The sequence below is a fragment of the Pseudomonas sp. BTN1 genome, from assembly GCF_001907715.1.
GTDB lineage: Bacteria > Pseudomonadota > Gammaproteobacteria > Pseudomonadales > Pseudomonadaceae > Aquipseudomonas > Aquipseudomonas paracarnis.
Genome location: NZ_MPBM01000029.1, coordinates 80,074 through 101,843, shown reverse-complemented (window position 1 = coordinate 101,843; position 21,770 = coordinate 80,074). Strand labels below are relative to the sequence as shown.

23 protein-coding genes are annotated in these 21,770 nt (G+C 59.8%); 13 read left to right on the top strand and 10 right to left on the bottom strand.

Translation table 11 applies throughout. The annotated features are described in order from the left end of the window. The first annotated feature begins 23 nt into the window (after window positions 1-23). From BMH52_RS15675 to BMH52_RS15665, 3 genes are read left to right on the top strand one after another with little or no spacing between them, the layout of a single operon-like run. Complete coding sequence (locus tag BMH52_RS15675; protein WP_072434385.1) at window positions 24-1,274, top strand: lipoprotein-releasing ABC transporter permease subunit; 1,251 nt, start codon at window positions 24-26, stop codon at window positions 1,272-1,274. 7 nt (window positions 1,275-1,281) lie between these two features. Beyond that, window positions 1,282-1,965: a lipoprotein-releasing ABC transporter ATP-binding protein LolD gene (lolD, locus tag BMH52_RS15670; RefSeq protein ID WP_019818240.1), complete on the top strand. Its 684-nt coding sequence runs from the start codon at window positions 1,282-1,284 to the stop codon at window positions 1,963-1,965. Between the two features lie 60 nt (window positions 1,966-2,025). Further along, a complete protein-coding gene (locus tag BMH52_RS15665) occupies window positions 2,026-3,270 on the top strand; it encodes a lipoprotein-releasing ABC transporter permease subunit (protein WP_014717521.1) in 1,245 nt (414 codons plus the stop codon). A 128-nt stretch (window positions 3,271-3,398) separates the two neighbouring features. Here the strand turns inward: BMH52_RS15665 and BMH52_RS15660 are convergent, their stop codons facing one another. Both BMH52_RS15660 and BMH52_RS15655 read right to left on the bottom strand, forming a co-directional pair. Continuing rightward, window positions 3,399-4,748, bottom strand: a complete 1,350-nt coding sequence (locus BMH52_RS15660) for a heavy metal sensor histidine kinase (protein ID WP_073844234.1) — start codon at window positions 4,746-4,748, stop codon at window positions 3,399-3,401. After that, window positions 4,745-5,425, bottom strand: coding sequence for a heavy metal response regulator transcription factor (locus tag BMH52_RS15655; protein WP_019818238.1), 681 nt, complete (start codon window positions 5,423-5,425; stop codon window positions 4,745-4,747). The genes BMH52_RS15660 and BMH52_RS15655 overlap by 4 nt, the downstream gene beginning before the upstream one ends. A 156-nt stretch (window positions 5,426-5,581) precedes the next feature. On the opposite strand from BMH52_RS15655, the gene BMH52_RS15650 reads away from it, so the two are divergent. After that, complete coding sequence (locus BMH52_RS15650) at window positions 5,582-6,103, top strand: plastocyanin/azurin family copper-binding protein (RefSeq protein WP_003189683.1); 522 nt, start codon at window positions 5,582-5,584, stop codon at window positions 6,101-6,103. A 66-nt stretch (window positions 6,104-6,169) separates the two neighbouring features. Continuing rightward, complete coding sequence (gene queF / locus BMH52_RS15645; protein WP_014717524.1) at window positions 6,170-7,000, top strand: NADPH-dependent 7-cyano-7-deazaguanine reductase QueF; 831 nt, start codon at window positions 6,170-6,172, stop codon at window positions 6,998-7,000. 135 nt (window positions 7,001-7,135) lie between these two features. On the opposite strand, the gene BMH52_RS15640 is transcribed toward queF, so the two are convergent. Both BMH52_RS15640 and BMH52_RS15635 read right to left on the bottom strand, forming a co-directional pair. Further along, window positions 7,136-7,402: a DUF4404 family protein gene (locus BMH52_RS15640; RefSeq protein ID WP_014717525.1), complete on the bottom strand. Its 267-nt coding sequence runs from the start codon at window positions 7,400-7,402 to the stop codon at window positions 7,136-7,138. A 111-nt stretch (window positions 7,403-7,513) separates the two neighbouring features. Then, window positions 7,514-8,122: a hypothetical protein gene (locus BMH52_RS15635; RefSeq protein ID WP_003189687.1), complete on the bottom strand. Its 609-nt coding sequence runs from the start codon at window positions 8,120-8,122 to the stop codon at window positions 7,514-7,516. A 195-nt stretch (window positions 8,123-8,317) separates the two neighbouring features. On the opposite strand from BMH52_RS15635, the gene BMH52_RS15630 reads away from it, so the two are divergent. Next, a complete protein-coding gene (locus tag BMH52_RS15630) occupies window positions 8,318-9,007 on the top strand; it encodes a VacJ family lipoprotein (RefSeq protein WP_003189688.1) in 690 nt (229 codons plus the stop codon). A gap of 137 nt (window positions 9,008-9,144) precedes the next feature. On the opposite strand, the gene BMH52_RS15625 is transcribed toward BMH52_RS15630, so the two are convergent. After that, the gene (locus tag BMH52_RS15625; protein WP_003189689.1) at window positions 9,145-9,441 is read right to left on the bottom strand and encodes a PilZ domain-containing protein; all 297 of its coding nucleotides are present in this window, start codon (window positions 9,439-9,441) and stop codon (window positions 9,145-9,147) included. Window positions 9,442-9,717: 276 nt separating this feature from the next. Between BMH52_RS15625 and rssB the strand changes: the two genes are divergently transcribed. Together rssB and rssC are read left to right on the top strand one after the other, a co-directional pair. Then, complete coding sequence (rssB, locus tag BMH52_RS15615; RefSeq protein WP_014717527.1) at window positions 9,718-10,899, top strand: two-component system response regulator RssB; 1,182 nt, start codon at window positions 9,718-9,720, stop codon at window positions 10,897-10,899. Next, complete coding sequence (gene rssC / locus BMH52_RS15610) at window positions 10,899-11,381, top strand: anti-sigma factor antagonist RssC (protein WP_010212025.1); 483 nt, start codon at window positions 10,899-10,901, stop codon at window positions 11,379-11,381. Before rssB ends, rssC begins: the two co-directional genes overlap by 1 nt. 196 nt (window positions 11,382-11,577) lie before the next feature. Here the strand turns inward: rssC and tal are convergent, their stop codons facing one another. The 3 genes from tal to BMH52_RS15595 form a co-directional block, all read right to left on the bottom strand. Beyond that, window positions 11,578-12,504 carry a transaldolase gene (tal, locus tag BMH52_RS15605; protein WP_019818234.1) on the bottom strand — a complete coding sequence of 309 codons (927 nt, stop codon included), beginning with the start codon at window positions 12,502-12,504 and terminating at the stop codon, window positions 11,578-11,580. A gap of 543 nt (window positions 12,505-13,047) precedes the next feature. After that, window positions 13,048-14,043, bottom strand: coding sequence for a tRNA dihydrouridine(20/20a) synthase DusA (dusA, locus tag BMH52_RS15600; protein WP_073844232.1), 996 nt, complete (start codon window positions 14,041-14,043; stop codon window positions 13,048-13,050). Between the two features lie 193 nt (window positions 14,044-14,236). Continuing rightward, window positions 14,237-14,479 carry a CopG family ribbon-helix-helix protein gene (locus BMH52_RS15595; protein WP_038449478.1) on the bottom strand — a complete coding sequence of 81 codons (243 nt, stop codon included), beginning with the start codon at window positions 14,477-14,479 and terminating at the stop codon, window positions 14,237-14,239. On the opposite strand from BMH52_RS15595, the gene BMH52_RS29405 reads away from it, so the two are divergent. The 3 genes from BMH52_RS29405 (at window position 14,478) to BMH52_RS15580 (ending at window position 16,056) form a co-directional block, all read left to right on the top strand. After that, entirely contained in the window at window positions 14,478-14,894 is a 417-nt protein-coding gene (locus BMH52_RS29405) for a hypothetical protein (RefSeq protein WP_196770410.1), read from the top strand. The genes BMH52_RS15595 and BMH52_RS29405 overlap by 2 nt on opposite strands. Window positions 14,895-15,325: 431 nt before the next feature. Further along, complete coding sequence (locus BMH52_RS15585; protein WP_073844230.1) at window positions 15,326-15,691, top strand: DUF6124 family protein; 366 nt, start codon at window positions 15,326-15,328, stop codon at window positions 15,689-15,691. 146 nt (window positions 15,692-15,837) lie between these two features. Then, window positions 15,838-16,056: a hypothetical protein gene (locus tag BMH52_RS15580; RefSeq protein WP_073844228.1), complete on the top strand. Its 219-nt coding sequence runs from the start codon at window positions 15,838-15,840 to the stop codon at window positions 16,054-16,056. A 536-nt stretch (window positions 16,057-16,592) separates the two neighbouring features. Here BMH52_RS15580 and BMH52_RS15575 read toward each other — a convergent pair. Next, window positions 16,593-17,780, bottom strand: a complete 1,188-nt coding sequence (locus tag BMH52_RS15575) for an MFS transporter (protein ID WP_003189713.1) — start codon at window positions 17,778-17,780, stop codon at window positions 16,593-16,595. A gap of 482 nt (window positions 17,781-18,262) precedes the next feature. Here BMH52_RS15575 and mqo point away from each other — a divergent pair, with 482 nt between their 5' ends. Then, window positions 18,263-19,909 carry a malate dehydrogenase (quinone) gene (gene mqo, locus BMH52_RS15570; RefSeq protein WP_072434393.1) on the top strand — a complete coding sequence of 549 codons (1,647 nt, stop codon included), beginning with the start codon at window positions 18,263-18,265 and terminating at the stop codon, window positions 19,907-19,909. Window positions 19,910-19,973: 64 nt separating this feature from the next. Here mqo and BMH52_RS15565 read toward each other — a convergent pair whose 3' ends face one another. After that, window positions 19,974-20,645 (bottom strand): NADPH-dependent F420 reductase, encoded by a 672-nt coding sequence (locus tag BMH52_RS15565; RefSeq protein ID WP_019820669.1) that lies wholly within the window; start codon window positions 20,643-20,645, stop codon window positions 19,974-19,976. Window positions 20,646-20,744: 99 nt separating this feature from the next. Here BMH52_RS15565 and BMH52_RS15560 point away from each other — a divergent pair, with 99 nt between their 5' ends. Further along, window positions 20,745-21,641, top strand: coding sequence for a LysR family transcriptional regulator (locus tag BMH52_RS15560; protein WP_038449482.1), 897 nt, complete (start codon window positions 20,745-20,747; stop codon window positions 21,639-21,641). Window positions 21,642-21,770 lie beyond the last annotated feature (129 nt).

Here is a 21,770-nt window from a genome sequence, read left to right as displayed (position 1 = left end):
TTTTCCTCCGAACAAGCCCCGACATGTTCAGACCTCTCTTCGTATTTATCGGCACGCGTTATACCCGTGCAAAGCGTCGCAATCATTTTGTGTCGTTCATTTCCTTGACCTCGATGATCGGTCTCGCCCTGGGCGTGGTCGTGATGATCGTGGTGCTGTCGGTGATGAACGGCTTCGATCATGAGATGCGCACCCGCGTGCTGGGCATGGTGCCCCACGCGACCATCGAGGGCGATGCGCCCATCAACGACTGGCAAAGCCTGGCCGCCAAGGTCCAGCAGAACCCCAAGGTGGTGGCGGTAGCGCCGTTTACCCAGATGCAGGGGTTGCTGACCAACGACGGCAAAGTGCAGAAGATCCTGCTCAACGGCATCGACCCTGCCCAGGAGCGCAACGTCTCGATCATCGACAAGTTCATGCTGCAAGGTAAGCTCGACGCGCTGTCGCCGGGCAGCTTTGGCATCGTTATCGGTGACAAGGCCGCGGCCAAGCTGGGCGTGGGGGTTGGCGACAAGCTGACCTTCGTCGCCCCGGAAGTCACCGTGACCCCGGCCGGCATGTTCCCGCGCATGAAGCGCTTTACCGTGGTGGGCACCTTCCACGTCGGCGCTGGCGAGATCGACGGTTACATCGGCCTGACCAACCTCACCGACCTGGCCCGCCTGCATCGCTGGCAGCCCGACCAGGTGCAGGGCCTGCGCCTGAAATTCAACGACCTGTTCGATGCGCCGCGCGGTGCCTGGGAAATTGCCCAGCACCTGGGGGAGACCGAGTACTACGCCCGCGACTGGACCCGCACCCACGGCAACCTGTACCAGGCCATCCGCATGGAAAAAGCCATGATCGGCCTGTTGTTGTTGCTGATCGTCGCCGTGGCGGCTTTCAACATCATCTCCACGCTGGTGATGGTGGTGAACGACAAGAAGGGCGACATCGCCATTCTGCGTACGTTGGGCGCCACGCCGGGGCAGATCATGGCGATCTTCATGGTGCAGGGCACCGTCATCGGCGTAGTCGGCACCTTGATCGGCACGGCGGTGGGCATTCTGGCCGCGCTGAACGTCAGCGCTGCCATTGCCCTGCTTGAAAAAGTGATCGGCCACAAGTTTCTCAACGCCGACGTCTACTTCATCGATTACTTGCCGTCCCAGGTGCAAACCCAGGACGTGCTGATGGTGGGCGGCGCTGCGTTGGTCCTGAGCTTCCTTGCCACCCTGTATCCAGCCTGGCGCGCGGCACGTACCCAGCCAGCACAGGCATTACGTTATGAGTGAATCGGGCATGAGTGAAAAAGCAATCCTGAGCTGCCGCAACCTGGGCAAATCCTACGAGGAAGGCCCGGAGTCGGTGGTGGTGCTGTCGAACCTGCAACTTGAACTGCATCCGGGCGAACGCGTGGCGATCGTTGGCAGTTCCGGTTCGGGCAAAAGTACCTTGCTGAACCTGTTGGGCGGCCTCGATACGCCGTCCCAAGGCAGCGTCTGGCTGGCCGGCGAAGAACTGTCGGCGTTGAATGAAAAGGCCCGTGGCCAACTGCGTAACCGCTCGTTGGGCTTTGTGTACCAGTTCCACCACCTGCTGCCGGAATTCACCGCCCTGGAAAACGTATGCATGCCGCTGTTGATCGGCAAGACCGCGATTCCTGAAGCGCGCCAACGGGCCACTGCCTTGCTGGAGCGTGTGGGCCTCGGCCATCGCCTGGAGCACAAGCCGGCCGAACTGTCCGGTGGTGAGCGCCAGCGTGTGGCGATTGCCCGCGCCCTGGTGAACAACCCGGGCCTGGTGATGCTCGACGAGCCGACCGGCAACCTCGACTCCCACACCGCCCAGGGCATCAAGGACTTGATGCTGGAACTGAGCACCCAGATGCGCACCGCGTTCCTGGTGGTGACCCATGACATGAGCATGGCCCGGCAGATGGACCGCGTACTGCATTTGCAGGAAGGTCATCTGGTCGCTATCTGACCTGTTGCAAGCCCGGTTTTTTGAGGTCGGGCTTTTTCATTTTTCCAACGGTGCCCGCGAATGTTCAGACCGTTATCGATTTTTATCGGCACGCGCTATACCCGCGCCAAGCGCCGCAACCGTTTTGTCTCGTTTATCTCGATGACCTCGATGATCGGCCTCGCCCTGGGCGTATTGGCGATGATCGTGGTGCTTTCGGTAATGAACGGCTTTCAGCGTGAAATGAGCTCGCGCATCCTCGGCATGGTGCCCCACGCCACCATCGTCGGCGTAAAGCCGATTGATGATTGGCAGCCGGTGGCCGCCGCCGCGATGAAGAATCCGCAAGTCACCGCCGCTGTGCCCTTCACCCAGATGGATGGCATGTTTTCCTATAAGGGCGCGATGCAGCCCATCGAGATCAGTGGCGTCGACCCGGCCCAGGAAGGCAAGGTGTCGATCGTGGCCCAGCACATCGTGCGCGGCAAACTCGACGACCTCAAACCCGGCGAGTTCGGGGTGGTGGTCGGTGATATCACTGCGCGGCGTTTTCGCCTGAACGTGGGCGACAAGCTGACCCTGATCGTGCCGGAGCTCAGCAGCGCCCCGGGCGGTATCACCCCGCGCATGCAGCGCCTGAATGTGGTGGGCATCTTCAAGGTCGGCGCCGAGCTGGATGGCTCCATGGCCCTGATCCACATGGCCGACGCCGCTGAAATCCAGCATTGGCAGCCCAACCAGGTACAAAGCGTGCGCCTGGCGGTAAAGGACTTGTACGCAGCGCCCAAAGTCTCGGCAGATATCGCCGCCAGCCTGGGCGCGGCTTACAAGCCGGATGACTGGACCCACACCCAGGGCAGCCTGTTCAGCGCGATGAAAATGGAAAAGACCATGATCGGCCTGCTGTTGCTGATGATCGTCGCCGTGGCCGCGTTCAACATCATCGCCACCTTGATCATGGTGGTGAACGACAAAGGCGCGGATATCGCGATCCTGCGTACCATCGGCGCCACACCTCGGCAGATCATGGCGATCTTCATGGTGCAGGGCACCGTGATTGGCGTGGTCGGCACCTTGATCGGCGGCGTGCTGGGGGTGATTGCGGCGCTGAACGTGAGTGAGCTGGTGGGCTGGCTGGAGCGGGTGAGCGGGCAGCATATCTTCAGCTCGGATGTGTACTTTGTCAGCAACCTGCCTTCGGAGCTGCAAGGTGGGGATGTGTTGCTGATCTGCTCGGCAGGGTTTGTGTTGAGCTTCTTGGCGACGATTTACCCGGCGTATCGGGCGGCGAAGATTGAGCCGGCGCACGCCCTCAGGTATTCGTAACCTGCTCGCTCCCACGCTCTGCGTGGGAACGCCTCACCGGACGCTCCGCGTCCGCTGTTGGGACGCACAGCGTCCCGGAATGCATTCCCACGCAGAGCGTGGGAACGATCAGCAAAGCGTGGGAACGATCAGCAGTCGCCCTTGGGCAACTCAATCACAAACCTGGTCCAGCCCGCCTGCGACTCACAATAAATCCTCCCGCCATGCGCCCGCACAATCGACTGGGTAATCGCCAACCCCAGGCCCGCATGTTCACTGCTACCTGCACGCCTCGACGGATCGGCTCGGTAGAACCGGTCAAACAGCCGCGGCAATAACGGCGCAGGAATACCTTCCCCGTTGTTCTCAACCGTCAGTGTCACGCCACTCTCGATCCGCACCCGCACTTCACCGCCCGGTTGGGCAAACCGCAGCGCGTTATCCAGCAGATTCGACAAGGCCCGGCGCAACATACCGCGATCGCCCATCGTCTGGGCGGTGCCTTCGCGCACCAGCGTCACCTGTGCGTCCTCCGCCAGCAGGGTAAAGAACTCCAACAGTGCGTCGACCTCATCGCCCAAATCCAGAGCTTCTCGGCTGGGCATCAGCAAGCCGTGGTCAGCTTTGGCCAGGTACAGCATGTCGTTGACCAGTTGCGCCATCCATTGCAGCTCTTCCAGATTGCTGTGCAGCGCCTCGCGGTAATCCTCCAGTGGGCGCGGTTGGGTGAGGGTGACTTGGGTCTGGGTCAGCAGGTTGGACAGCGGTGTGCGCAGTTCGTGGGCGATATCTGCGCTGAAGGCAGACAGGCGCTGGAACGCGTCATCCAGGCGCGCCAGCATGGCGTTGACGGCTTGGGCCAGTTCCGCGAGCTCCACCGGCATTTGTTCTTGGGGTAAGCGTTGCGTGAGGGAGTGGGCGGAGACGCTGGCGGCCACTTCGCCCATGCGCCGCAGCGGTCGCAAGCCACTGCGCGCAGCCCAGGCGCCGAGCAGGGCAGTGGCCAGGGCCGAGAGGCCGACGGTCAGCCAGATCAAGCGTTGCATGCGTTGCAGAAAGTGCTGGTGGTGGGTGATGTCGAGGATCAGGGTCAGTTGTGGCGAATCCAGTTGGCTGGGCGTCAAGGGCGCGATGAATACGCGATAGTCGGTGCCTGCGTATTGCAGGCTGTGCAGGCCGGGTGCTTGGGGCAAGGGAAGGTGTGGCGCGCCGTCCAGCCAACGTTGCCCAGCTCCGGTGATGCGCAAGGCGAGGTCGGGCTGGTGATCGAGTTCGGCGCGCAGTTGAGGGGTTCGCCGGGCGAGGTCTTCCGGTGAGGCGACACCCTGCAAGGTGCTGCGCAGGGCCACCAGTTTGCTTTCGAGCTGTTGCTGGTCCAGCTCCATGAAATGCGCCTCGCTGGCCCGGTTGAACAACACCCCGGCGATCAACGAGACCACAGCCGTGCAGGCGGCAAACAGCAGCGCCAGGCGGCTGGTCAGGGACAGGCGCTTGATCACGTGAACCGTTCCTCCAACACGTAACCCATGCCGCGCACGGTGTGGATCAGCTTATTGGGGAAATTGTCGTCGACTTTCAGGCGCAGGCGGCGAATGGCGACTTCGATGATGTTGGTGTCGCTGTCGAAATTCATGTCCCACACCTGGGAGGCGATCAGCGTCTTGGGCAGCACTTCGCCCTGGCGGCGTAGCAGCAGCTCCAGCAAGGCGAACTCCTTGGCGGTGAGGTCGATGCGCTGGCCGCTGCGCTCGACACGGCGGCGGATCAAGTCCAGGCTCAGGTCGGCCAGTTGCAGCGTGGTCTCCTGCGGCATGCTGCTGCCACGGCGCAACAAGGTGCGCACCCGCGCCAGCAGTTCGGAAAACGCGAAGGGTTTGACCAGGTAATCGTCGGCGCCCAGCTCCAGGCCATGTACGCGGTCTTCTACGGCATCGCGAGCGGTGAGGAACAGCACCGGGATGTCCAGGCCGGCACTGCGCACCGCCTGCAGGATTTGCCAGCCATCGCGGCCGGGCAGCATCACATCGAGGATCAACAAGTCATAGTCGCCCGTTAGCGCCAAGTGCTGGCCACTGGTGCCGTCGGCCACCAGTTCGGTGGTAAAGCCCGCTTCGGCCAGGCCCTGACGCAGGTAATGACCGGTTTTGGGTTGGTCTTCGACGATCAGCAGTTTCATGTAGGGCTCTTGGTCAAGGTGGACGCCGGCCTTTATACCCTGGGCTCCGGGGTATGGGCGCAAGCTGACAAAGTTGTAATCTAGCAGTCAGCTGGCTGGCAGCGAGGCCATCTTAAAGTGTTGCCCACGCTGGATACCTATTTTGGAGAGTGAAAGATGGCGTTGCGTACACCCCAGTTATTGGCGGGCTGCCTGTTGGCGTTGAGTTTCAATGCACTGGCGGATGCGACTCACACCTACGCGTTCGGCCAGCCGGCCCCGGCGGATAAAGCCACGCGCACCGTTGAAGTCACGCTGCGGGACATTGCCTTTGAGCCCAAATCCCTGGACGTCAAGGCCGGTGAAACCGTGCGCTTCGTGCTGGTCAACAAAGGCCAGTTGCTGCATGAGTTCAACCTGGGTGACGCGGCCATGCATGCCGCCCACCAGAAAGAGATGTTGCAGATGCAAGCCAGTGGCATGCTCACCGCCACCGGCATGGGCAAGATGGATCACAGCGCCATGGGCCACGGCGACATGGGCGGCATGAAGCACGACGATCCCAACAGTGTGTTGGTGGAGCCGGGCAAGACGGCCGAACTGACCTGGACGTTCAAGCAGGCCACAGGCCTTGAGTTCGCCTGCAACCTGCCTGGGCATTACCAGGCGGGCATGGTCGGCAAACTGACCGTTGAGTGAGGCGTTTGTTAAGGGCGGGAGCAAAGGCTGGTAGACTGGCGCGGTTTATTTAGCCAGGTTTCCGCCATGCATCCCGCAGCCGAACATTCGCCGCTGGGCAAGTCCAGTGAATACATCAGCACTTACACGCCTTCGTTGTTGTTCCCGATTCCACGCGCCGCCAAGTGGGCCGAGCTGGGCCTGAGCGCCGAGACCCTGCCGTACAAGGGCGTGGATTTCTGGAACTGCTTCGAACTGTCCTGGCTGTTGCCCTCGGGCAAGCCGGTGGTAGCCATCGGTGAATTCAGCATTCCGGCCGACTCGCCAAACATCATCGAGTCCAAGTCGTTCAAGCTGTACCTCAACTCGCTGAACCAGACCGCGTTTGCCGATACGCAAAGCCTTGAAGCCACCCTGCGCACCGACCTCAGCGCTGCGGCCGGCAAGCCCGTGAACGTGCGCATTCGCAGCCTGGCCGACATCGAGGCAGAAGGCGTGATGGCGTTGCCGGGCGTGTGCATTGACGGCCTGGATATCAACGTCAGCAGCTACGAACACCCGCGCCCGGAACTGCTGCGTTGCGATGATTCGCGCGTGGTGGAGGAGAGCGTGCACAGCCACCTGCTCAAATCCAACTGCCCGGTGACCAGCCAGCCTGACTGGGGCAGTGTGGTGGTGGAATACCGTGGTGCGGCGCTGAATCACGCCAGCCTGCTGGAATATATCGTCAGTTTTCGCCAGCACTCGGACTTTCATGAGCAGTGTGTGGAGCGGATCTTCCTGGACTTGCAGCGCTTGCTCAAGCCGGAGAAGTTGACGGTGTATGCACGCTATGTGCGTCGGGGTGGGTTGGATATCAATCCTTACCGCAGCACTGAGAACACCCAGTTCCTGAACGTGCGCCTGGCGCGTCAGTAAGCCTTCATACAAAAAACTGTGGGAGCTGGCTTGCCTGCGATTGCGATCTTTCAGTCATTCATCAAGTGACTGATACACCGCTATCGCAGGCAAGCCAGCTCCCACATTTGGTTTTGTGTTTGGCTTGGGCTCGGGTTAGATGCCGATATTGCCAAGGGTCAGCACGATATTGCGCAACGTCCCGGCAATGCCTGGATGGTCCAGTTCAAAACCTTCCACTGCCCGGTTCACATCGTCAGCGATGCTGGGCGTCTGGGTGGCCGGTTCCATTTCCAACTGGACTTCGAATTTGGCGATCAACTCTTCCAATGCTTGACGTTTCTCGGCGGGCAACTCGGGATGGTTCTCCAGTTGCTCACGCACAATATCGGCCTGCTGTTGTAACTTCTCGCGATCAGGCATGACGTTCTTTCCTTTTATCGATAGGCACTGGCATAGACCGCGGCACGCCGTGAAAGGTCTACGGGCTGACCTGTAGATTAATCCACTGCGGCCAACTGTGCATGATCTCGATCAGGGCTTCTCGCCCTTGAGCTGGCGCAGGCGGATGTCGGCCAGGCAGGTGCCGAGTTCGCCGAGGTGGTCGATCACCGAATGCACACCCAGGCCATAGAGCGCCACCGTGGCCTTGCCGCGCTTGTGTTCGCGTTGCTGCTCGGTCAGCGCCTGCCATTGCTGGGGCGACAGGCCGCAGAGCGAACCGCAGGAGGCCAGGCCGATGGTCCACAAACCGGCATTCAGGCCCGATTGCAGCAGGCGCGGCTCGCCGCTGACCAGTACGCAGCCTTCCAGGCGTTCGATGTTCAACTCCATCAGGGCTTGCCAGCAAGCGTGGGGCGCGGGCCAGCGAATGGAGGAGGGCGAGGCCGCCTTGAGCCAGCCAGGCAGGCCGGCGCAGAGTGGCGTGGTCACGGCGGGAGGCAGTTCGTCCAGCCAGGCGCAGGGCACGCCTTGTTCTTTGAGACTGCGCAGGATTTTCAACGCGCCTGGCGTGGCCTCGGCGTCGGCGCAAGGTGAGTCGGTGCGCGCCAGGGAACCAAAATCCACCAGGCAGCCACTCAGGCCAAATAACACGGCGGTCAATGAGGGGGCGGCGGCGACGGCAATCTCGGCGTGTGGCATCTGAACGTCCCTGAAATAGCTGCCACGCTATCGGGGCGGCATGACAAGGGGATGACACTGTCGATATTTGTAGGAATTTTGTGCATTTTCCCTAAGACGATTCTAGGTAGCTGCCTAAATCGGCACTTCCGTCATATACTGACAGCCTTATTCAGGGCATAGCGCCCATGACAGACCATTCAAGGAGCAAAAGCTATGCGCTGGAGCCAGTACTTCGCTCAGCTATCGGTGTGTGCCACCATCCTGTTGGCGCCTTTCGCTGCCCAAGCGGCCTCGGAAGATGACCCGTGGGAAAGCGTCAACCGCCCCATCTTCACCTTCAACGACACCGTTGACACCTATGCCCTCAAGCCAATCGCCCAGGGCTATCAGTTCGTCACCCCACAATTTGTGCAGGACGGCGTTCACAACTTCTTCCGCAACATCGGTGATGTCGGCAACCTGGCCAACAACGTGCTGCAACTCAAGCCGCACAATGCAGGCGTCGACACCGCCCGCTTGTTGGTCAACACCACATTTGGCGTTCTGGGCTTTATTGACGTCGGCACCAAAATGGGGCTGCAGCGCAGCGATGAAGACTTCGGCCAGACCCTCGGCTACTGGGGCGTGGGCAGCGGCCCGTACGTGATGATCCCGTTGCTGGGCCCAAGCACCTTGCGTGATGCGCCGTCCAAATACGTCGACAGCTACACCCAACCGTACCGCTACATGAACGACATCGGCTGGCGTAACAGCACCTTCGGCCTCAACGTCGTCGACGTGCGCGCCAGCCTGCTCGACAGCGAAAAGCTGATCAGCGGCGACAAGTACACCTTCATTCGTAACGCTTACCTGCAGAACCGCGAGTTCAAGGTCAAGGACGGCAAGGTCGTTGACGACTTTTAAGCCGTGACGTTTTGAAATGAAAAAGGCGACCTTTGTAAGGTCGCCTTTTTTGTGCGCGCTGATCGTTCCCCACGTTCCGCGTGGGAACGCATCCCGTGACGCTCCGCGTCACCCTTGCGCAGGGGCTGGATGTTGCGTTAGCGCATTTTCAGAATCTTGAGGCCCAGATGCTGGTCATCGCCTACTGCCTTGGTCCACACCACCTCGGTATCCGCTTCAAGACCCCTGAGCGCAGCGTGTTCTGAATCAATGCGCACGGTCAGCAGGTCACCCACCGTGAACTGGCGAGGTGCCTGCACTTGCATGCCGGAACTGGAGAGGTCCACGCAGGTACCGGCAATCTCCTGCCCGGCATGGATCAAAGACACATCGGCATCTATTCGCATGCGGATGAAATCGCGTTTTTCGGCGTAGTCGCGCTCGTGTTCGCTCACAGCATCCATCCTTACTTTGCGTTGTGGTTGTGAGGGTTCTTATAACTCCCGGTGATTTGCGGTGTAAAGACGCCCGGCGACCATCGGCATGAGCTTGAAACCCCTCACGGATGGGAGTACCGTCTGCGCCTTAGAAGGGCACCTCTGCTTTACCGTTGTGCATGGGCCAAATCCCAATGCTTTGTAGGACAGAGAGGCTAGAAAGCGAATCCAGTACGTGAGCCCGGCCATTGCCGAGCCGCCTACGCCAACCTAATTCTGGCGCCGTTTGCCCACATGCAAAAAACCAGTGCCACGCTGCTGATAATCGATGACGACGAAGTAGTGCGCGCGAGCCTCGCGGCCTACTTGGAAGACAGTGGCTTCAGCGTCCTGCAGGCCAGTAATGGCCAACAGGGTCTCCAGGTATTCGAGCGCGACAAGCCCGACCTTGTGATCTGCGACCTGCGCATGCCCCAGATGGGCGGCCTGGAGCTGATTCGCCAGGTGACCGACCTTGCCCCGCAAACGCCGGTGATTGTCGTGTCCGGTGCCGGTGTCATGAACGACGCCGTCGAAGCCCTGCGCCTGGGCGCTGCCGATTACCTGATCAAGCCCCTGGAAGACCTGGCCGTGCTGGAGCACTCGGTGCGCCGCGCCCTGGACCGTGCACGCCTGCTTTTGGAAAACCAGCGCTACCGCGAAAAGCTCGAGACCGCCAACCGCGAGCTCGAAGCCAGCCTGAACCTGCTGCAGGAAGACCAGAACGCCGGTCGCCAGGTGCAGATGAACATGCTGCCGGTGAGCCCCTGGACGATTGACGAATTCAAGTTTGCCCACCAGATCATCCCGTCGTTGTACCTGTCGGGTGATTTTGTCGACTATTTCCGCGTCGATGAGCGCCGCGTTGCGTTCTACCTGGCCGACGTTTCCGGCCACGGCGCGTCTTCGGCTTTTGTCACCGTGTTGTTGAAGTTCATGACCACACGGCTGTTGTTCGAGTCCAAGCGCAATGGCACCTTGCCGGAGTTCACCCCCTCCGAGGTGCTGGGCCACATCAACCGGGGCCTGATCAGCTGCAAGCTGGGCAAGCACGTGACGATGGTCGGCGGCGTGATCGACGAAGAAACCGGTCTTTTGACCTACAGCATTGGCGGTCACCTGCCGATGCCTGTTTTGTACACTCCTGACAGTGTGCGCTACCTGGAAGGGCGTGGCCTGCCCGTAGGCTTGTTTAACGAAGCCACCTACGAAGACCACATCCTGGAACTGCCGCCGACTTTCAGCCTGACGCTGATGTCCGACGGCATCCTGGACCTTTTGCCAGAGCCTACACTCAAAGAGAAAGAAGCCGCCTTGCCCCAAAAGGTCAAGTCGGCGGGCGGCAGCCTGGATGGCCTGCGGCAGGTTTTTGGATTGGCCACGCTAGGGGAGATGCCGGATGATATCGCCCTATTGGTGTTGAGCAGGAATCTTTGATGAGTACCGGAAGAATCCAATTCGCCGAGCAAGACGGGACCTTCGTCCTGAAATTTGTCGGTGAAGTGCGCCTGACCTTGTGTTCGGCCCTGGATGCGACGATCGAGCGGATCTTCACCGCGCTGAACTTCTCGGCGATCGTGATCGACCTGACCGAAACGCGCAGCATCGATAGCACCACCCTGGGCCTGTTGGCCAAGTTGTCCATTCTGTCGCGGCAGAAGGTCGGCCTGTTGCCGACCGTGGTCACCACCCATGAAGACATCACTCGTCTGTTGCAGTCCATGGGCTTTGACCAGGTGTTCAACATCGTTGATCGCCCCATCCCGTGCCCGGAATGCCTCACCGACCTGCCGTCCCAGGACCAGTCCGAAGAGATCGTACGGGTCAAGGTGCTGGAAGCGCACAAGATCCTGATGGGCCTCAACGAGTCCAACCGCGAAGCCTTCCACGACCTCGTCAACGCACTCGAGCGGCACTAACAGCTTCCCTGCTCAAACACACACAGTCCAATGTGGGAGCTGGCTTGCCTGCGATTGCGCAGGGTCAGTCGATGAAGTGTTGACTGGCCCACCGCTATCGCAGGCAAGCCAGCTCCCACATAGGGCGGCGGTGACACCGACGCACAAAAAAGGGCGGCACCCTCACAGGTACCGCCCTTTTTGCCGCTATCTGCCTTTACAGCTTGGCCGACAACAACGCCTCCAGCTTCTCCTGGTCACGAGCAAACTGGCGAATGCCCTCCGCCAGCTTCTCAGTCGCCATCGCGTCCTCGTTGGACTCCCAACGGAACTGCGCTTCAGTCATATGCACACGGGCCTCACCGGCATGGCCTGGCGCCAACTTGCGCTCCAGCTTGCCTTCATCCGCCGCCAGCTTCTCCAACAGGTCCGGGCTGATGGTCAGGCGATCACACCCGGCCAGCTCTTCGATCTGGCTGAGGTTACGGAAGCTCGCACCCATCACCACGGTCTTGTAGCCATTAGCCTTGTAGTAGTTGTAGATGCGCGTCACCGACTGCACGCCCGGGTCATCGGAACCGGTGTAGTCGTTGCCGTTGGCCTTCTTGTACCAGTCGTAGATACGGCCCACGAACGGCGAAATCAAAAACACACCCGCTTCAGCACAAGCCACGGCCTGGGCAAACGAGAACAGCAGCGTCAGGTTGGTCTGGATGCCTTCTTTTTCCAGCTTCTCGGCGGCGCGGATGCCTTCCCAGGTGGAGGCGATCTTGATCAGCACGCGGTCACGGCCAACCCCAGCCTTGTCGTACAGGTCGATCAGACGGTGCGCACGCTTGAGAATCGCGGCCTCGTCGAACGACAGACGCGCATCCACCTCAGTGGAAATACGGCCCGGCACGACTTTGAGAATCTCTTGACCCACCGCCACCGCAAAGCGGTCACTGGCCAGGCCCACATCGCCGTTGCAGTCCTGCACACACTCATCCAGCAGCTTGGCATAGCCAGGAATCGACGCAGCCTTGAGCAGCAGGGAAGGGTTGGTGGTCGCGTCTTGCGGCTTGAGCTTGGCGAGCGTGGAGAAATCGCCGGTATCGGCTACGACGGTGGTGAATTGCTTGAGTTGTTCCAGCTTGGAAGTCATGGGCGTGCTCTGTCCTGTGGGTCTGATGACATTACCCGAGCGCTGGCAGGCGCTCAAGGGCGCAAATGCGTTAGGTCGTTTGCGAGGGCAATAACCTGGAAACAGCCGTTTGAATTACCGGCCGTGGTGCTAACTAGGAGGCCAGAATCGCCGACAGGTTCCCCCCAACTGCTCGATGCCCTCCGATCAAACTGTGGGAGCCAACTTGCCTGCATGACGCCAGCCCAGCCACTGAGATTCACCTAGCCCTCATCGGTCAAACTGTGGGAGCTGGCTTGCCTGCGATGACGCCAGCCCAGCCACTGAGATTCATCTGACCCCTATCAGTCAAACTGTGGGGAGCTGGCTTGCCTGCATGACGCCAGTCCAGCCACTGATATTCACCTGACCCCCATCAGTCAAACTGTGGGAGCTGGCTTGCCTGCGATGACGCCAGCCCAGCCAATGATATTCACCTGACACACATCGCTCAAAACTGTGGGAGTGGGCTTGCTCGCGAAAGCAGCCTGTCAGCCCCCAATACCCCCACTGACACCCAACCCGTCACCGCCCCTCCAACAATTCCCCCGCCTGATCCAGCAACGCCAACGGATCACTCGCCTTATGAATATCCACCGACAACAACTGCCGAAACTTGCGCGCCCCCGGGAAACCGGTCCCCAGCCCCAGAACATGGCGCGTGATGTGATGCATCGAGCCACCTGATGCCAAGTGCTCGGCTATATACGGACGCAACTGCGCCAACGCCTCAGCGCGGGTGATCACAGGCGCGGTGCTACCAAACAACTGCTGATCCACCTCGGCCAGCAAATACGGATTGTGATAAGCCTCCCGCCCCAACATCACCCCATCAAACGTCTGCAAATGTTCCTGGCACTGCTCCAACGTCTTGATCCCACCGTTGAGATTAATCTCCAACTCCGGAAAATCCCGCTTCAACTGCGCCGCCACGTCATAACGCAACGGCGGAATGTCCCGGTTCTCCTTGGGCGACAACCCCTCCAGAATCGCAATCCGCGCATGCACGGTAAAACTGGTGCAACCGGCGTCCTTTACCGTCCCGACGAAATCACACAGCTCGGCATAACTGTCCCGGCCATTGATACCGATACGGTGCTTCACCGTCACCGGAATCGACACCGCATCGCGCATGGCCTTCACACAGTCCGCCACCAGGGCAGGGTGCGCCATGAGGATCGCGCCGATCATATTGTTCTGCACCCGGTCGCTGGGGCAACCGACGTTCAGGTTCACCTCGTCGTAACCGGCGGCCTCGGCCATTCGGGCGCAGGCGGCCAGATCAGCCGGGACACTGCCGCCCAACTGGAGCGCCAGCGGGTGCTCGGCTTCGTTGTGGCACAGGAAGCGGTCGTGGTCGCCGTGGAGGATCGCGCCGGTAGTGACCATCTCGGTGTAGAGCAGGGCGTGTTTGGAGAGCAGGCGCAGGAAGAACCGGCAGTGGCGGTCGGTCCAGTCCATCATGGGGGCGACGGAGAAGCGGCGGGAGAGGGCTTGCGGTGGAGCTATGGCTGAAGGCATTGGAGTCTTGGATGGAGAATGCGAAGGGTGGGCAGTTTATCAGGAATGGGTCGGAGGGGCTGGGTGATGATCGGGTGGCGCGAGACCCTAATATTAAACAAATCTGTCTTCCTTTTCCGTCCCCCTTTTCCTTTGGATTTTCGAGAGCTATTTCGCTTCGTCTTCCAGATTTTTGAATGCTTTTTCAAGCCACTCAACCCGGATTCATGCTCCAGCGCCTAGCGCGTATGGCTGCTACTTGGTCATTGGTGGCGAATTTGCCTTGGCCGGCTTCCTTTACTGCCAGCTCAATTTGGGCGGTCAGCGTTTTTTTGTGCTCGATGTAGTCGCGAAGAACGTCCATTGCTAGGTAGCTTGCTGTCTGACCGTTGGTTTTTGCTAGGTCGGCGAGAGAATTGGATAAGTCTTCCGGCAGGTTTAGGGATATTCCAGTCATGGCAGCCTCGATGAAAGAAGGTTTTGGGGCATCTTACGCCTTGGAGCGGTGGGTTGAATCGACAGGTCGTGGTGAGGTGTGTCTGGGAGTGAATCGTTTGCTTTTCCTATACCAACTCAAAACCGGTTATGGTGGTCTGATACGATATCTCGGTAAATTTGAACAGGTATTTATGATTACAAGAGAGGATATGAAACCTTGGGTTGTTACCGCGTTGAAATCCATGGGTGGGGTTGGCTGGCCGAGGGATGTCGCCAAATATATATGGGATCATTATGAGTCTGATATAAAGCGGTCCGGCTCGCTTCTCTATACTTGGCAGTACGACGTTCGGTGGACGGCAATGGCGATGAGAAAGGATGGGGTGTTGAAGCCAGTCGATGGCCGAAATGATAAACCTTGGGAGCTTGCTTAGGTAATTGTCTTGAATGTTCAATGGGGAGTTGTTCGCTTCCACTGTGTATTAAAAGTCTAGGCTTCCTTTCAGCAAATAATAGGTATTGGTCGCGCTTCGGAGTCAGACCACCATACCTTCATCTCTGATCCAAAACCCAGCGGGAAACTTCCCACACTTTTCTCGGCTTGCCCCTCAGACCTCCTCTGGCTAACCTCCCTAAACCGCTGGAAAATCAGCGGTCGGATGTGGAAGTCCGTACCGAGCTAAGACGCAATCGTCATAAACACCTACCGGCGTTTTTTAACGTCTGTATCATGTGTTTCGGCGGCTGTGCGCGGGGCACTTCGGTGCGCCGGGTCCTTAGCCCTGGTCTTCCACACCTGCGTACAGCTGCCACCTCTCATGTGGAAGTGAGACTGGTAGTTCCTGAATAGTTAAGGAGCTTCGCCATGTACAAGGTCACACCTAATCCGCCTTATGCTTCAAACGCTGCATCCTCTGATCCCAAGCTTCAAGCCGCAGCCCAGCGAGCAATCCATCATCACTTGCCCCCATCCGACGACGCTGCGCCTGTTGAACTCCCAAGCAACAACCTATTCCTCGTAAACCCAACCATCGACCCCGAAACCCTCCTGGCCAACGCCGCCGAAAACCTCGCATCCGCCAACGAAATGGCCGCCACCTTGGCGTTCGACCTCGACGACTCTCAGCGCGCCATCGCCTTGGGCATTCAGCAGTTAATCGAGTTGAGTTCGCTGCTCGTTGACCGAGCCCAGGAGCAGGTTGCGCCTGGAACCGCCTCAGTTAAAGCCTGACAACCAACCCTGCCGCCTTGCCCTAAGGCGGCAACCTGAACTTATGCTGTCTTCCAGCAAAGTTTCATAATTCCCTGCGCCGTTGAGGTCTACGATTCCCTGCGAGAGAGGACCCCAGCGCCTCCAGCCCATAGGGAACTGAAACCATGATCTCGAACCTCGTCAAACTTGTGATGATCACCGGCACGTTGCTGTTGAGCGCTTGTTCATCTTCATCGAGCGTGAACAGTGACCCGTGCTTTTCAGGCGGATGCCAGGCGTTTGGGGCCCACAGCCCCAGCAAAGCCGCCAAGATGAATTTTGGTGGCAGTGGGTTGGGGAGTAGTTATGGGGAGTATGGTTCGGGGTTGTTGCATGATGATTGATGGGGTGGTGGGACGAGAGTGTTTCGCTTGCTTTGCTGCCTTGCAAAGTGAGCAGCCGTTGGGGTGGAACGCTAAGTAGCCGTTGCCTGAGTAACGGATAGGTACGCGGTCTGATCCCGCATTTTCGTCGGCTGTCGGGCCGTCTTCGCGAGCAAGCCCGCTCCCACAGTTGGAGTGTGGGAGTCAGGGAGATAAGCGTCGGCTGTCAGGTCTTCACGGGAGCAGGCTCCCTCGCCACAGTTGCAGCGTCGTGCCGAAGTTGTGTAGATATTGACGCTGCGATGGCGGTGGGTCAGTTAACTCATCTGTTACTGATATACCGCTATCGCAGGCAAGCCAGCTCCCACATTGGCCATGTATCGCTCGCAGAATCAGCGCCCGGCTCGGATCCCTGTGGGAGAGGGCTTGCTCGCGAAGGCGGCGTGTCAGTCACTGGATCTATAACTGAACCAATGCTTTCGTAGGCAAGCTCCACACATTGGATCTTCGTTGTGTGGAAATTGTGTTCGCGTAGCTGATCGGTATTAGGCGCGCCGTTAATGGCCGCCTTTCATACGCCGGGCGATCAGGTAGAGGCCCAGGCCCACCAGCGCTGTCGCGGCGCCGATGTAGCCGGTGCTGGTCCAGCCGAGGCCAGCTGTAATCGCCATCCCCCCAAACCACGGCCCCAGCGCATTTGCCAGGTTGAACGCCGCATGGTTGGATGCTGCCGCGAGGCTCGGTGCTTCGTGGGCAATGTCCATCAGGCGAATCTGCAACGGTGCCGCCAACGCGACCATGGTGCCCACCAACCCCATGCTCAGCAGCACGCCCCACAGCGATGCCGCGGCGAAGGGGAAGAACAGCAGCACGGCCATCGACCATACCAATATCAAACCCACCGCCCGAAACTGCATGCGATCAAACAGCTTGCCACCGGCGATGTTGCCGATGATGCCGCCCACGCCAAAGGCGGCGAGGCCGAAGGGGATCCATTGCGGCGAGACCTTGGTCACTTCCAGCATGGTCGGCGCCAGGTAGCTGAATACGCAGAACATCCCGGCAAAGCCAATCGCGCCGATGGACAGGGCCATCCATACCTGGGGTTTGGTGAAGGCGCGCAGTTCTTTGCGTGGGTCGCTGCGTTGTTCGTCGTGGCGGTGGGGCACGAATTGCCAGACCAGGGCGATGGTGAGCAGGGCGATCACGCTGACCAGGGCGAACGCCGAGCGCCAGCCCAGGTGTTGGCCGAGGAAGGTGGCAATGGGGTTGCCCAGCAGCATGGCCAGGGTCAGGCCCATCATCACGCGGGCTACGGCGCCGGCGCGTTTGTCGGTGGGCACCATGCTGGAGGCGACCACGGCGGCGATGCCGAAGTAGGCGCCGTGGGGCAGGCCGCTGATAAAGCGGAAGGCCACCAGCGAGCCGAAGGTCGGGGTGAAGGCGGTGGCGAAGTTGCCCAGGGCGTACAGGCCCATCAGCAACAGCAGCATGTGCTTGCGCAGCAGCTTGGCGCCGAGGATAGCCAGCAGTGGGGCGCCGACCATCACGCCCAGGGCGTAGGCGCTGATGGCGTGGCCCACCTGGGGTTCGCTCAGGCCCAGGTTCTGGGCGATGTCGGGCATCAGGCCCATGATGGCGAATTCGCCGGTGCCGATCGCGAAGGCGCCCACGGCCATGGCCGCTTCCATTTTGGCGGCGCTGCGCGCGGGCAGTACCTGCCCGGGTGTTTGCTGGATAGTCATGGGTAACTCTGTGTGAAAGGTGTGCACGAAGGACAGTCGCCGATGCTACGCAAGCCGCGACGAAGGTGTCTAGAACCGCCATTTTCGGCAGAGTTCCACGCCTGTGACCGCAGGTCGCGGCTGCCAGGCTTGACAGGGGCGCATTAAAACCCGCGATTTAGGCCTGTCAATTGGCCAAACGGCGCATAAACGCTGTTTAGCGTGATATTCTGCGCGCCGTCTTGGGCTAGTCTTTCCCTGGTGCGTACACCCGTATACGTCCCAGCGGTTGGCTGTCGCCCAGGTAGCTGAAGCCAATAATGATAAGAAGTCAGCGCAGAAGGGACATAACAGTGAGGTCGATCCATCGGCCTTGTGTGCCCACCCTGCAGCCTTTATGTGACTGTGCAGACCCCGCGGTACGTTGCCTGACGTAGCGTGAACGAGGGTTACTCATGATCGGGGGCGGTAGGGCGGATGGCGTTTTATCATAGGTGCTACTGATGTTTAAAAAAGTAAACACTGCCCTGCTGGGGCTGGCTTTGTCGATGGGGATCACGTCCGTTCACGCGGAAGAGGCAAAGAAAGTCGATGTGCTGCTGATCGGCGGCGGCATCATGAGTGCAACCCTGGGTGTCTGGCTCAATGAGCTGGAACCGGATTGGTCGATGGAGATGGTCGAGCGCCTCGATGGCGTGGCCGAAGAAAGCTCCAACGGCTGGAACAACGCCGGTACCGGTCACTCGGCCCTGGCTGAGCTGAACTACACCCCGGAAGACAAGAACGGCAACGTTGAGATCCCGAAAGCGGTCGAGATCAACGAAGCGTTCCAGATCTCCCGTCAGTTCTGGTCCTGGCAGGTTCAGCAGGGCGTGTTGAAGAACCCGCGTTCGTTCATCAACTCCACTCCGCACATGAGTTTTGTGTGGGGCGATGACAACATCAAGTTCCTGAAAAAACGCTACGAAGCCCTGAAGGCCAGCCCGCTGTTCGCCGGCATGCAGTACTCCGAAGACCCGGCGCAAATCGCCAAGTGGGTTCCGTTGATGATGGAAGGGCGTGACCCGAGCCAGAAAATCGCGGCCACCTGGAGCCCGATCGGTACCGACGTAAACTTCGGCGAGATCACCCGCCAGTTCGTCGCTCACCTGCAAACCACGCCGAAGTTTGACTTGAAGCTGTCGAGCGAAGTGCAGGACATCACCCGCAACGACGACGGTTCGTGGCGTGTGAGCTACAAAAACCTCAAAGACGGCACCAAGACTGAAACCGACGCCAAGTTCGTGTTCATCGGCGCCGGCGGCGGTGCCCTGCACCTGCTGCAGAAGTCGGGCATTCCTGAAGCCAAGGAATACGCAGGCTTCCCGGTGGGTGGTTCGTTCCTGGTGACCGAGAACCCGACCATCGCCGAGCAGCACCTGGCCAAGGCCTACGGCAAGGCTTCGGTAGGTTCGCCACCGATGTCGGTTCCGCACCTGGACACCCGTGTGCTGGATGGCAAGCGCGTGATTCTGTTTGGCCCATTCGCGACCTTCTCGACCAAGTTCCTGAAGGAAGGCTCGTACCTGGACCTGCTGACCAGCACCACCACCCACAACATCTGGCCGATGACCAAAGTCGGTATTCGTGAATACCCACTGGTCGAGTACCTCGCCGGCCAACTGATGCTGTCTGATGATGACCGCTTCAAGGCGCTGCAAGAGTACTTCCCGAACGCCAAGCAGTCCGACTGGCGCCTGTGGCAAGCCGGCCAGCGCGTGCAGATCATCAAGCGTGATGAAGAGCAAGGCGGCGTGCTGAAGCTGGGTACCGAAGTGGTCAGCTCTGCCGACAACTCCATTGCCGGCCTGCTAGGTGCATCGCCAGGCGCGTCCACCGCGGCTCCGATCATGCTGACCGTGCTGCAAAAGGTGTTCAAGGACAAAGTAGCCAGCCCGGCCTGGCAGGAAAAACTGCACCAGATCGTGCCAAGCTACGGCACCAAGCTGAACGACAGCCCTGAAGCTGTTGCCAAGGAATGGGCCTACACTGCCGGTGTGCTGCAACTGACACCACCGCCAGCGATCCCGCAACTGGCTGCTCCACAGGCTACCGAGGCTGCCAAGCCTGCGGCTGAGCCAAGCAAGCCGGCGTCTGATCTGGCGCTGTAAGCAACACCCACGAAAAAGCCCGCTGAACCGGTGACGGTCAGCGGGCTTTTTTGTGCGCTAACGATCAGGCGCGCGGCGGGTGTCGCTCCACCGGAGGCAGCTCAACCGTACGCTCGGCCGCTGCCAGCGCTGCCTTCAAGCCCGCTTGGTTAAGGGGTACGCAATACGCCGGTTTAGCCCGCTCGAATCGCCAGCTTTCATCCAGCCCTCCAGCATCCACGGCATCGAAACCCATTTGGTCGAGTAACGTCATCACTTGCGCCTTTGCCGTCGCGTCATCTGCTGCCACTGGCAATGCGCGGCGTTCAGGCGCGCCGTGCGGGCGGGCATCCTGCGTCAGGTCTGGGGCGAAGATCGCATTAAATACTTTTACCACATGTGATTGCGGCAAATGGTCAGCCAGCAATCGGCTGGTGGTGGTTTCAAAACGGTCCAGTGTCGGGATATGCCCATCACGATCGGGGTAGTAATTGTTGGCGTCCATCACTGTCTTGCCCTCCAGCCATTGGGCGGGGACGCTGCGGTAGTGCTCCAGAGGGATCGCCACCAGTACCAGGTCACCAAACCTGGCGGCGTCATCTGCGCTGCCCACTTGCACACCGAGTATGCCGCTCACCACGCTGCTCATGGTGTGTGGGCCGCGGGAATTGCTCAGCATCACGTTATGTCCGGCGGCAAGCGCCAGTTGCGCCACGGCACGCCCGATAAAACCTGCTCCAATCACGCCAATCTTCATGTGCTTGCTCCAGTGGAAGTAGGAAGTGGCTATGATGATTAGCAACCATAACGTGATAAATCGTCATTTTGATGTGGGTGTTATTACTGGGAGTGGGGAATGATGGATCGCCTGTCAAGCATGAACGCCTTCGTGATAGCCGCTGAATTAGGCTCCTATGCGAGGGCCGCCGAACGCTTGGGCATGTCGCCGCAGATGGTGGCCAAGCATGTCACCGCGTTGGAACAACGCCTGGGCGCGCGATTGCTCAACCGCACAACCCGTCGACAAAGCCTGACTGAACTGGGAGGGGAGTATTACGAACGCTGCAAACATATCCTGACGGAGGCCGAGGCCGCCGACGCCCTGGCACAGGTCATGAACGACACGCCGCGTGGCAAGCTGAAAGTCACCGCCCCGGTGACCTTTGGCTCCTACAGCCTGATGCCGTTGATCACCGGGTTTTTACGTGACAATCCACAGGTAGAAGTCGATTTGCACCTGACGGATCGTTTCGTCGACTTGGTGGAGGAGGGCTACGACGCCGCGTTTCGCATTGGTCCGTTGGGCACGAGCGGCCTCACTGCGAGACCTTTGGCACCGTATCGGTTGGTGGCCTGCGCTGCACCGGCTTACCTGATGGCGCGAGGCACACCGCAGAAGCCGGCAGATCTTGAGCGTCATGAGTGCCTGGGGTACGCCTTTTCATCGCGTCCGGCGGATCGAGAGTGGGTGTTTTTTCAGGGCACGGTTTCCTACAAGGTACGAGTGGCCAGCCGTTTGCTCATCAATGAAAGCCGGGCATTGATGTCGGCGGCATTGGATGGTTTTGGCATTGTGCTCGGCCCGCAAGACTTTCTGCGAACGGCGTTGGCGAGTGGCGAGTTGGTGCGGGTGTTGCCGGAGTTTGAGGCTCCGAGTCGGTCGATGCATTTGGTCTACACCGCAAACCGCCAGCGTACCGCCAAGTTGCGCTGCTTTGTCGAGACTGTGCTGGGACGTTTTGGTCCGGTATGAAGGAGCACCACCGTGGCGGTCGTCGGGAGGCACGCTAAAGATCTACAGGTTCAGCCATCTGACAGACATCTCCTGTTAAAAATAACCCAGGCCCAAGCAGGGCCCGGCTGCAACAAAGGAAGGACTTCT